The organism is Pseudomonas reidholzensis, from assembly GCF_900536025.1.
Classification (GTDB): domain Bacteria; phylum Pseudomonadota; class Gammaproteobacteria; order Pseudomonadales; family Pseudomonadaceae; genus Aquipseudomonas; species Aquipseudomonas reidholzensis.
Map to the genome: position 1 here is coordinate 137,584 of NZ_UNOZ01000035.1, position 10,877 is coordinate 148,460.

At 63.6% G+C, this 10,877-nt stretch carries 12 protein-coding genes; 4 read left to right on the forward strand and 8 right to left on the reverse strand.

Translation table 11 applies throughout. The features are described from left to right. Nucleotides 1-82 precede the first annotated feature (82 nt). Nucleotides 83-688 (reverse strand): protocatechuate 3,4-dioxygenase subunit alpha, encoded by a 606-nt coding sequence (gene pcaG, locus CCOS865_RS25030; RefSeq protein WP_119145918.1) that lies wholly within the window; start codon nucleotides 686-688, stop codon nucleotides 83-85. A gap of 11 nt (nucleotides 689-699) precedes the next feature. After that, complete coding sequence (pcaH, locus tag CCOS865_RS25035; protein WP_119145920.1) at nucleotides 700-1,419, reverse strand: protocatechuate 3,4-dioxygenase subunit beta; 720 nt, start codon at nucleotides 1,417-1,419, stop codon at nucleotides 700-702. Between the two features lie 200 nt (nucleotides 1,420-1,619). Between pcaH and ypfJ the strand changes: the two genes are divergently transcribed. Both ypfJ and CCOS865_RS25045 read left to right on the forward strand, forming a co-directional pair. Further along, nucleotides 1,620-2,507: a KPN_02809 family neutral zinc metallopeptidase gene (ypfJ, locus tag CCOS865_RS25040; protein ID WP_119145922.1), complete on the forward strand. Its 888-nt coding sequence runs from the start codon at nucleotides 1,620-1,622 to the stop codon at nucleotides 2,505-2,507. 196 nt (nucleotides 2,508-2,703) lie between these two features. Further along, nucleotides 2,704-4,623, forward strand: a complete 1,920-nt coding sequence (locus tag CCOS865_RS25045) for a methyl-accepting chemotaxis protein (RefSeq protein WP_119145924.1) — start codon at nucleotides 2,704-2,706, stop codon at nucleotides 4,621-4,623. 129 nt (nucleotides 4,624-4,752) lie between these two features. On the opposite strand, the gene ggt is transcribed toward CCOS865_RS25045, so the two are convergent. From ggt to mdaB, 3 genes are all read right to left on the reverse strand, one after another. Beyond that, the gene (gene ggt, locus CCOS865_RS25050) at nucleotides 4,753-6,420 is read right to left on the reverse strand and encodes a gamma-glutamyltransferase (RefSeq protein WP_119145926.1); all 1,668 of its coding nucleotides are present in this window, start codon (nucleotides 6,418-6,420) and stop codon (nucleotides 4,753-4,755) included. 118 nt (nucleotides 6,421-6,538) lie between these two features. Then, the gene (locus CCOS865_RS25055) at nucleotides 6,539-7,435 is read right to left on the reverse strand and encodes a LysR family transcriptional regulator (RefSeq protein ID WP_119145929.1); all 897 of its coding nucleotides are present in this window, start codon (nucleotides 7,433-7,435) and stop codon (nucleotides 6,539-6,541) included. A 76-nt stretch (nucleotides 7,436-7,511) separates the two neighbouring features. Next, the gene (gene mdaB / locus CCOS865_RS25060; protein ID WP_119145931.1) at nucleotides 7,512-8,102 is read right to left on the reverse strand and encodes an NADPH:quinone oxidoreductase MdaB; all 591 of its coding nucleotides are present in this window, start codon (nucleotides 8,100-8,102) and stop codon (nucleotides 7,512-7,514) included. A 181-nt stretch (nucleotides 8,103-8,283) separates the two neighbouring features. Here mdaB and CCOS865_RS25065 point away from each other — a divergent pair, with 181 nt between their 5' ends. After that, nucleotides 8,284-8,598 carry a putative quinol monooxygenase gene (locus CCOS865_RS25065; protein ID WP_119145933.1) on the forward strand — a complete coding sequence of 105 codons (315 nt, stop codon included), beginning with the start codon at nucleotides 8,284-8,286 and terminating at the stop codon, nucleotides 8,596-8,598. Here CCOS865_RS25065 and CCOS865_RS25070 read toward each other — a convergent pair. From CCOS865_RS25070 to CCOS865_RS25080, 3 genes are read right to left on the reverse strand one after another with little or no spacing between them, the layout of a single operon-like run. Continuing rightward, nucleotides 8,588-9,352, reverse strand: a complete 765-nt coding sequence (locus CCOS865_RS25070; protein WP_119145935.1) for a sulfite exporter TauE/SafE family protein — start codon at nucleotides 9,350-9,352, stop codon at nucleotides 8,588-8,590. The two genes, CCOS865_RS25065 and CCOS865_RS25070, sit on opposite strands and share 11 nt — an antisense overlap. 50 nt (nucleotides 9,353-9,402) lie before the next feature. Next, entirely contained in the window at nucleotides 9,403-9,810 is a 408-nt protein-coding gene (locus tag CCOS865_RS25075; protein ID WP_119145937.1) for a type II toxin-antitoxin system HicB family antitoxin, read from the reverse strand. 54 nt (nucleotides 9,811-9,864) lie between these two features. Further along, entirely contained in the window at nucleotides 9,865-10,044 is a 180-nt protein-coding gene (locus tag CCOS865_RS25080; RefSeq protein WP_119145939.1) for a type II toxin-antitoxin system HicA family toxin, read from the reverse strand. Nucleotides 10,045-10,267: 223 nt separating this feature from the next. Here CCOS865_RS25080 and CCOS865_RS25085 point away from each other — a divergent pair, with 223 nt between their 5' ends. Further along, complete coding sequence (locus CCOS865_RS25085) at nucleotides 10,268-10,873, forward strand: CDP-alcohol phosphatidyltransferase family protein (protein ID WP_119145941.1); 606 nt, start codon at nucleotides 10,268-10,270, stop codon at nucleotides 10,871-10,873. Nucleotides 10,874-10,877 lie beyond the last annotated feature (4 nt).

Below are 10,877 nucleotides of genomic sequence, written 5' to 3' on the forward strand. Positions count from 1 at the left end.
CAGGGTCCGATGGAGATCCTGTGGGAGCGGGTTCACCCGCGAAAAGAACGCCTCGAAAGGCCCTGTTTTCGTTTACCTCAGATCAGAAGTCGAAGAACACCGTCTCGCCTTCGCCCTGAATACGCATGTCGAAGCGATACGCCGTCTTGCCGTCCACTTCGCAGCGCTTGGCAATCAACGTCTCGCGGCGTTGCGGCTGCTCGATCAGGTTGAGCACCGGGCACTTGGCGTTGGCCTCGGCCTCGTCATCGAAGTACAGCCGCGTGTGCAGCTGGATGTTGATGCCCCGGGCGAACAGGCTGATGTTGATGTGCGGCGCCATCGGCACGCCCGCGGCGTTGTTCACCACACCCGGCTTGACCGTGTGCAGGGTCCAGTCACCGGAGTCGAAGGTGGTGGCGGTGCGACCAAAGCTGTTGAAGGCGTTTTCCAGGTTGTAGTCATCCTGGTACTCGCCGTTGGCGTCGGCCTGCCAGATTTCCAGGAACGAGTCGCGCACCAGGTGGCCGTTACCGTCGTAGACCTGGCCCAGCAACAGGATGTGCTCGCCGGCGGCTTCAGGGCGGGCCAGGCGGTTCCAGATTTCCTGGTCACGGGTCGGGTTGCCGGCCGCTTCCAGGGCCAGGCCGATGTGGACGTAGGGGCCGGCGGTCTGCGAGGGGGTTTCCGGCAGCAGTTCGATTGGCATGACGGCGCTCCTCAGCGGTTTTCGAAGTGGGTCTGGCGCTGGCCGCGCAGGACGATATCAAAGCGGTAGGCCAGGCAGTCCATCGGGTTGGCGTTGCTCATGTCGAGCTTGGCGATCAACTGCTGTACCGCTTGCGGGTTGGCGATCGACTTGACGATCGGGCACAGCGGGATCAGCGGGTCACCCTCGAAGTACAGCTGGGTGATCAGCTTGGTCGAGATCGACGGGCCACTGACCGAGAAGTGGATGTGCGCCGGACGCCAGTCGTTGGGGCCGTTGCGCCATGGGTACGGGCCTGGCTTGATGGTGCGGAAGCTGTAGTAGCCGTCGCTGTCGGTCAGGGCACGACCGACGCCACCGAAGTTCGGGTCCAGCGGGGCCAGGTAGCGGTCGTTCTTGTGCCGGTAGCGGCCACCGGCATTGGCCTGCCACATTTCCACCAGGGTGTTCGGCACAGGCTTGCCGTACTGGTCGATGACGCGGCCGGCAACGATGATGCGCTCGCCGATCGGCAGGCCACCGTTGTCGAAGTTCAGCAGCAGGTCGTTGTCGTGCTGACCAAAGCGCAAGTGGGTGAAGTCCGGACCGGTGCTCTCGCTGATCGACTGCGGAATGCTCACCAGCGCCTGGCGCGGCGAGCGGGCAATCGAGGTCTTGTAGTCAGGGGTAAAGGCTTTCGGGTGCCAGTTGCGATCACGGATCACGAAGCGGCTGTTGTCCTGAGCGGGCATGCCGTTTTCCTCTTATTGGAATGTTCAAACGCCTGGGCGTGGCAGGCGGACTTACAGTTTCCGACAGGTCGGGCGTGATGAATACTGAAATCAGCGGTCTCAGGCATAACCGTTTGGTTATGCCTGTTTGCATCGGCTTACAGAGCGGTCGTCACTGAACTAACCTTTGTCTTCATGTTTCAAGGTCTGGAGAGCACATCATGGAATGGCGAAAAGGCCGACGTAGCGACAATGTCGTCGATGCCCGTGGCGGGGGCGGTGGTGGGGGTGGCATGCGCTTCGGCGGTGGCAAGGGCCTTGGGCTCGGCGCCATTCTGGTGATCGTCGGCATTGGTTGGCTGACCGGCCAGGACCCGATGCAGATCCTCGGCCAGCTCGCCGGCCAGATGGAACAGCAGCAAACCGCCCCGGCCGGCATCGAAAGCAAGGCGCCGCCCGCCAACGACGAGCAGGCCGCGTTCGTCGCCTCGATCCTCGGTGACACCGAAGACACCTGGAAGGCGCTGTTCGCCCAGGCCGGCAAGCAGTACCGCGATCCCAAGCTGGTGCTGTTCAGCGGCCAGGTCAGTTCCGCCTGCGGCTTTGCCTCGTCGGCGGTCGGGCCGTTCTACTGCCCGGGCGACCAGCGGGTGTACCTGGACATGAGCTTCTTCCGCGAAATGGAAACCCGCTTCGCCGCTGCCGGCGACTTCGCCCAGGCCTATGTGATCGCCCACGAGATCGGCCACCACGTGCAGACCCTGCTCGGGGTGTCTGAACAGGTCCAGGCCGCCCGCCAGCGCGGCCAGAAAATGGAAGGCGACAATGGCTTGCTGGTGCGCCAGGAGCTGCAGGCCGACTGCTTCGCCGGGGTCTGGGCCTATCAGGCACAGAAGCGCCTGAACTGGCTGGAGCCGGGCGACATCGAGGAGGCCTTGAATGCCGCCAATGCGATTGGCGATGACCGCCTGCAGCAGCAAGGCCAGGGCCGCGTGGTCCCGGACTCGTTCACCCATGGCACCTCGGCGCAGCGGGTGCGCTGGTTCAAGGCCGGGTTCGGCAATGGCGATGTGAACCGCTGCGATACCTTCAACGCACGCACCCTGTGAACCTCTCGGGGCCGCCTTGCGGCCCTGGCGTTTGCTGAAAAAACGCCGTTTATCATACGGTTACAAATCTCCAGAAAAAGCGTTTCAGCTCACGGCCAACTGGCCGATAACTCCTGCACGAATCAGCGGGCACTCAGGAAGAATAACGCCCAGCGATTGCGATCAAGTGAGCGAAATCAATTTCTGGAGAGCGTGCATGAACAGCTGGTTTGCCAACATCAGCGTCAACCTCAAACTGGGCCTGGGCTTCGGCCTGGTCCTGCTTCTGACCGGCCTGCTGGCCCTGACCGGCTGGACCAGCCTGGGCAGCCTGATCGACCGCAGCAACTGGATGGGCGACATCGGTCAGCTCAACAACGACCTGACCAACCTGCGCGTGGCGCGCCTGCAGTACATGCTGGCCAACGGCGACGACAGCGCCGCCGCCAACACCCAGGCCAAGCTGGATGCCTTCAGTGCCCAGCAGCAGCATTTGGCGAGCACCTTCAAGAGCCCGGACAACGTCAAGCTGCTCAATGAGCTCGGTGGCATCATCAGCGACTACAAACAGTCGCTGACCAAGATGCGTGCGGGCTACAAGACCACCCTGGCCAACCGCGAGAACATGAACGTGACCGCCGCCAGGGCCGACGAGATCCTCGACGCGATCAGCCGCGACGTGCTCGCCCAGGCCGAGGTCGACAGCGTGCGCCTGACCCAGTACCAGGCCATCAGCAAAGCCCGCCAGCAACTGCTCCAGGTGCGCGTCGACGTGCGCGGCTACATTGCCGACAACAGTGCCACCAGCGAGCAGGCCGCATTGCGTCAGCTCGATGCCGCACTGCTCGAAGTCGACAACCTCAAGCGTCAGTTGCCCAACGAAAGCGCGCGCCTGCAGCAGTTCGACCAGAGCGTGCAGGCCTACCGTGACGCTGTGCGGGCGTTCCGCGATGCGACGGCAGCGATCGCCGTGGCCCGTGCCGAGATGACCGTGCAAGGCGCCGACATCGTCAAGCGCAGCGACGCGCTGTACAAGATCCAGATCGAGCGCCGCGACATCGAAAGCGCCCAGGCGCGCAGCCTGCAGATGATCTCTACCCTGCTGGCACTGCTGGTCGGCGTGTTTGCCGCGGTGATCATCACCCGCCAGATCACCCGCCCGCTGCGCGAGACCATGACCGCCGTCGAACGCATCGCCGCCGGCGACCTCACCCACGACCTGCGCGTCACCCGTCGCGACGAGCTGGGGGTGCTGCAACAGAGCATTGGCCGCATGGGCACGACTCTGCGTGAGCTGATCAGTGGTATTCGTGACGGCGTCACGCAGATCGCCAGCGCGGCTGAAGAGCTGTCGGCGGTCACCGAGCAGACCAGCGCCGGTGCCAACAGCCAGAAGGTCGAGACTGACCAGGTGGCGACCGCGATGCACGAGATGGCCGCGACCGTTCAGGAAGTGGCGCGTAATGCCGAGCAAGCCTCGCATGCCGCGACCGGCGCCGACGACGAAGCGCGTGCGGGTGATCGGGTGGTCGGTGAGGCGATCAGCCAGATCGAGCGCCTGGCCGAGGAAGTCCAGCGTTCGACCGAAGCGATGAACCTGCTGCAGCAGGAAAGCCAGAAGATCGGCAGCGTCATGGACGTGATCAAGTCGGTGGCCGAGCAGACCAACCTGCTGGCGCTGAACGCCGCCATCGAAGCGGCCCGGGCCGGTGAAGCCGGGCGTGGTTTCGCCGTGGTTGCCGACGAAGTGCGCGGCCTGGCCCAGCGCACGCAGAAGTCCACCGAAGAGATCGAAGTGCTGGTCGCCGGCCTGCAGCACGGCACCCAGCAGGTGGCCAATGCCATGCTCGGCAGCAGCAGCCTGACCCAGAGCAGCGTCGAACTGGCGCGCAAGGCCGGTGGCTCGCTGGAGAACATCACCCGGACGGTGTCGAACATCCAGTCGATGAACCAGCAGATTGCGGCGGCGGCGGAGCAGCAGAGCGCCGTGGCTGAAGAGATCAGCCGGAGCATTCTGAATGTGCGGGATGTGTCCGAACAGACCGCGGCGGCCAGTGACGAGACCGCGGCGTCCAGCGTGGAGCTGGCGCGGCTGGGTGGTCATCTGCAGATGCTGGTCAGCCAGTTCCGCGTCTGACCCGAACAGGCAGCGTTCTTTTCGCGGGTAAACCCGCTCCCACAGGGTTATCCGCTGACCCTGTAGGAGCGGGTTTACCCGCGAATGCGTCAGCCCAGGCAACACAGACTGGGCTGACACTCGAGCACGCTACTTGACCACTCTGCCCTCACCGCGCCCACGCGGGTCCGAGGCCGTTTCGATCTTGTCACCGGTCACCCGGATCGCCTGGATATCGCCCATCTCCCAGCCCTGATCCTCGAGCACATAGCCCATCTTCTTCAGCTCATCGGCCACCGCACCGGTCAACGGCGCATAGCTGTCGAAGTAGATCGTGTCCTTGGGCAGCAACTGGTGATGCACACGCTGCGCCGCCACCGCCTTGGCCAACGGCATGTCGTAGTCGTACAGGTTGTTCATCACCTGGAAGATCGAGGTGAAGATCCGCGAGCCACCCGGCGTACCGAGCACCAGGGTCACCTTGCCGTCACGGGTGACCAGGCTCGGGCTCATCGACGAGAGCATGCGCTTGCCCGGCGCGATGGCGTTGGCGTCACCGCCGATCACGCCAAAGGCATTGGCCGTGCCTGGCTTGGCGCTGAAGTCGTCCATCTCGTCGTTGAGCAGGAAGCCCGCGCCCTTGACCACCACGCCACTGCCGTAATCGAGGTTGAGGGTATAGGTGTTGCTGACCGCGTTGCCCTGCTTGTCGACGATCGAGAAGTGCGTGGTCTGATGCGGTTCCAGGCCTGGCCGCACCTTGTCAGTGGCGGAGATGGCATCAGGGTTGACCTGCTTGGCGCGCTCGGCCAGATAGTCCTTGGCGACCAGCTTGTCCACCGGCACGTCGGTAAAGGCCGGGTCGCCCAGGTAATCGGCGCGGTCGGCGAACACCCGTTTCTCGATTTCCGCCAGCAGGTGGATGTAGCGCGCCGAGTTCTGCTCGACACCCTTGAAGTCTGCCGCGCGCTGCTCCTTGATGCCCAGCAACTGGGCCAGGGCGACCCCCCCGGAGCTTGGCGGTGGCGCGGTATAGACCACGTTGCCACGCCAGTCGATGGCCATCGGCTGGCGCCACAAGGCCTTGTAGTCCTTGAGGTCGTCCTTGCTGATCAGGCCCTTGTCGGCCTGCATCTGCGCCACCAGCAGGTCGGCGGTCTTGCCCTGGTAGAACTCGCTGCCGCCTTTGTCGGCGATGCGCTCGAGGGTCTGCGCCAGCTCCGGCTGCTTGAACAGCTCGCCCACCTTCATGTTGCCGAAATAGTCGTTGAAGTTGGTCGCGGTCTTGAACATGCCCTGGGCATCGTCGCGGTACTGGTATTGCTTCTGGGCAATCTTGAACCCGCTTTTGGCATAGCCGATGGCGGGGGTCAGCAGCTCGCTCCACGGCAGCTTGCCGAACTTCTGGTGGGCCTCCCACATGCCCATCACCGTACCCGGGACGCCCGCAGCGCGGACGCCGACCAGGCTGAGGTTCTCGATCACCTCGCCTTTTTCGTCCAGGTACATGTTGCGCGTGGCGGCCTTGGGCGCCACTTCGCGGTAGTCGAGGAAGTAGGCTTTACCGTCGACGTAGAGGGTCATGAAGCCGCCGCCGCCGATGTTGCCGGCCTCCGGGTAGGTCACCGCCAGGGTGAAGGCGGTGGCCACTGCGGCATCCACGGCGTTGCCGCCCTTCTTGAGAATATCGGCGGCCACCTGTGCGCCATATTGATCGGGCGCCGCCACCGCGCCGCCTTCGAGGGTGACGGCAAATGCCGACGAACAGCTCAGGATCGCGGCCCCGAGGGCCATGGATTGGAACATGACAAGACGCATGTGCACTTCCTTGGTGTTGTTTTTGTTGATCAGTCATTAAGGCCGAAGCGCTTCGACTAAGCAAACAACCCCGCCAGCGGACGACGCCAATCAGCCAGATCTGTCGCGTTCAGGACACTCAGCAGGCGTAGCCGGCCAGCTTGTGCTGGATGAAATCGAGGAAACACTGGATCCGCAGCGCCAGCTGGGTATTGCGGTAGTAGACGGCGTGGATCGGCTGGCGATAGCCGTTGTTGAGGTCGGCCAGGATCACCTGCAGGCGCCCGGCACGGATATCGTCGTGGGTCATGAAGTGCGACAGGCTGACGATGCCCTCCCCCGCCAGCGCCAGCTGGCGCAGGGTCTCGCCACTGGAGGCGAGCAGGTCGGGGCGAATGCTCCAGCGATCGCCCTCGGCGTGGCGCAATGGCCACTGGTTGAGGGTGCCCGGCTGGCTGAAGCCGAGCAGGCAGTGTTCGGCGAGGTCCTCTACCCGCTGCGGCGTACCCCGCCGTTGCAGGTAGGCAGGGCTTGCGAGGATCTGCACCGGGCTGCAGCCGAGCGAGCGCGCGTGCAGGCTGGAGTCGGCCAGTTCACCGATGCGAATGGCGACATCGGTGCGCTGCTCGAGCAGGTCGATGATCAGGTCGTCGGTGTTCAGCTCCAGCTCGATGCCGGGGTAGCGCTGCCGAAACTCGCCGATCCACGGCACGATGGCGTGCAGCATGAACGGCGCGGCGGCGTTGATCCGCAGCCGCCCGGACGGAGTCTGGCGGTTCATCGTCAGGCGCTCTTCCATCTCGTCCATCTGCTCGAGGATAGTCCGCGAACGCTCGAGGAAGAACCGCCCCTCCTCGGTCAGGTCCATGCGCCGAGTGGTGCGGTTGACCAGCGTGGTGCCGAGCTTGGCTTCCAGGCGCGACAGCGTGCGGCTGACCGCCGACGGCGTCTGGCCCATCTGCTCGGCGGCGGCGGAGATCGACCCGCAGTCGATCACAGTGACGAATACCTGGAGTTCTTCGGAACGGGTTTTCACACGCGGCGCCTGTCGAGGGGGGTGCGTTGATTGTCAGCGCTTGGCGGCCCCGCGAGCAAGGGCCGCTGGCCGCAGATCACTGGGCCCTGGCAAACACCTCGGCCAGGTGCGCTTCATAGGCGGCCACGGTCGCCGCTACGTCCGGGCGCTTCATCACGTCCACGGCCAGGAAGGTCGGCAAGCCGCTCATGCCGAGGAACTGGTTGGCCTTGTGGAACGGGAAGTACACCGCGTCCACGCCTTTGCCTTCGAAGAAGTCGCTTGGGTCGTCGAAGGCCTGCTGCGGCGCGTTCCAGGTCGCCGAGATCATGTAGTGCTTACCCTGGATCAAACCGCCGCTGCCGTATTTCTGCGACGCATCGGAGCGGGTCCGGCCGTCGCTGGCGTAGAGGCTGCCGTGCCCTTCGGTGAACACTTCATCCAGATACTGCTTGACGGTATACGGCGCGCCCATCCACCAGCCCGGCATCTGATAGATGACCACATCGGCCCACAGGTACTTCTGCACCTCCTCCTTGATGTCGTAGCCGCCATCGATAAACGTCTGCTTGACGTCGTAGCCGGCGCGATCGAGGTAGGCAACGGCGGTGTCATGCAGGGTTTCGTTCAGGCGGCCATCGGAATGGGCAAACTGTTTACCGCCATTGAGCAGAAGAATCTTTTTCATGCTGAGCCTCGGGGTGTCTGTGTCGATCCGCAGACGGGGTCGAATGGAATGACGGCAGATTAGGGGCTCGCGAGCGTGGGAAACAGCCGTGATGGGGCAAAATACATTTGCCTTGAATTCACGAATGCTCCATTGATTGTTGCCTTAGAATCGTTTCACCAGACATTCCAGAGGTACACCCATGAGCGAGCAACACGCCTTCATCCTCAAAGCCAAGACCCGCCCAGAAATGGCCGACGCGTTCCATGAGCTGTTCAGCGCCTACGTCGCCTCGAGTCGCGAAGAGCCCGGCTGCATCGAGTACCACATGCTGCGCGACCAGGAAGACCCGAGCCTGTTCGTGTTCTACGAGGTCTGGGCCAGCAAGGCCGCGCTGGACGTGCATTCGGCCCTGCCGCACATGCAACGCTTCTTCGCGCAGCGCATGGACTACCTGGAGCGTGACTTCGACATCCAGCGCATCGACATGCTCAGCCCTTCTTCGGCTAGCCGTTGATCAACAGGTGAGCGCCGAGCAGTGCCAGGCCGATGAAAAAACAGCGCCTGAACAGCTGCGCGCTGATGTGCTGGCGCAGCCACTGACCGGCGAACATGCCTAACAGGGCCGGCGCCAGCATCAGCAGCGAGGCGCCCAAGGCCTGGCCGCCCAGGGCGTCCTGGCCGCTCAGGCCGACCGCCAGGGCCAGGGTCGAGACCGTGAACGACAGGCCCAGCGCCTGGATCATCTCGTCACGCGACAGCCCCAGCCCTTGCAGGTAAGGGACAGCGGGCATCACGAAGACCCCGGTGGCCGCCGTCACCACGCCCGTCACCAGCCCGCACAACGGCCCCAACCATGACTCCCGCCCTGGCGCCACGCGAAAGCCCAGGCCAACCAACCCATACAGGGCATAGACCAGCAGCGCACCGCCCAGCGCATGCGCCGCCCACGGCCCGCTGTCGATCCCCAGCCAGACGCTGCCCAGCAGGGTGCCGACAAAGATCATCAGCAACATCCCCGCCAGCCGTCGCGACAGCGCCAGCAAATGGCCGCCGTTGGCCAGCTGCCAGAGGTTGGTCAGGGTCGAGGGCACGATCAATAGCGCGGCAGCCTGCGCCGGCGGCATGGCCAGGCCCAGCAGGCCCATGGCGATAGTCGGCAGGCCCAGCCCGATCACGCCCTTGACCGTACCGGCCAGGACAAAGGTCAGCACCACCAGCAACGACAAGGCGGGGCCGATGTCTTGATAGAACCCGAGCAAGGTATTCATGAGAACGCTGCGCAACCTCCATGGCGTGTGCGCGGGTATTACGGCGCAAGTCAGTGGGCAGAGGCAAGCTCTCGCAGCGCTGCACTGGCGAGGAAGCCGGAACGTGACGCGTATCGGCGATCGCGCCTGACCTTCTCATCGATGCGCTGCAACAGGTTCTCGGGCAGCGTTGCATTGAACCGAATAGCCTTGCCCAGATAAGGCGTCACATCGAAATCAACCACCGCCCAGATACCGCCCTGGTAGTCGGAATTGGCCAAGTGGACGTCGACTGCCTGAGCTTGGGGCAATTCTTCACCGTCAGTGACCAGGCCTTCGAAATGCAGGGCCAATGCCTCCTGAACATTTTCAAGCGCCTCGTCTACGGTGGCCCCTGCCGAGAAACAGCCCGCAACATCGGGCACGGTCACGCCGTAATCCGAGTCAACGTCTTTGTGAAGCACAACTGGAAACTTCATGGATTTCTCCCTATTTTCGCGCCCGCATCCGCCTGCAAAGCCCGGGTAGAACTACTACAAGCCTGCTTGCTTGAAGATGCTACGGACTGTGCCTCGGGGTAATTCGCTCTTGGGGTGGGGAACCGTCACCCTGCCTCTCTTGTTCGGATGGCGAAACTGATGGTGGCTTCCTTTCACTTCAACTTCATACCAGCCATCCGCCTTGATGAGTTGGATAACATCCCTGCTGCGCATTCGATCTCCCCGAGCAGATGATGTGTATAGTACACACCTGATTTGAGATGAGAAGGCACTAATACACACCACCCACACTAATCTCGACCAGCGGCTCAATCTGTCCGGCATGTAGTACGTCGCTGTTTCACACACCTGAAAAAAGTTGCTTGCCGCCCGCGCGACTCTTTCTCACAATTGCCGGCTGAGCCCTCCCTGAAGCGCACTTCGAAAGGAATTCCACGTGCCCTCGATCTACCAGCTCAAGCCCCGCTTCCAGGCCCTGCTGCGCCCCACCGTCCAGCGCCTGTACGATCGCGGCGTCACGGCCAACCAGGTCACCGTCGCCGCCGCGCTGGTTTCGTTGCTGCTCGGCCTGCTGCTGGCTTGGCTACCCCATGTCACTTGGCTGTTCATCCTGATCCCTCTGTGGATGCTGCTGCGCATGGCGCTCAACGCGGTGGACGGCATGCTCGCGCGCGAATTCGGCCAGCAATCGCGGCTCGGCGCCTACCTCAACGAATTGAGCGACGTGATCGCCGATGCGGCGCTGTACCTGCCCTTCGCCCTGCTCGCCGGGGTATCACCGCCCCTGGTGGTACTCGTGGTGCTGACTGCGCTGGTCAGCGAATACGCTGGGGTGATGGGGCCACTGGCGGGCGCTTCGCGGCGCTATGACGGGCCGATGGGCAAGAGCGACCGCGCCTTCGCTTTCGGCGTGCTGGGCACCGGGGTGGCCTTCGGCCTGCTCAGCGCGGCCTGGATCAACGGCCTGCTGCTGGTGATTCTGCTGCTGTCGCTCTATACCCTCTACAACCGGGTACGCCGAGGGCTGGCCGAAACCCACTGAACCC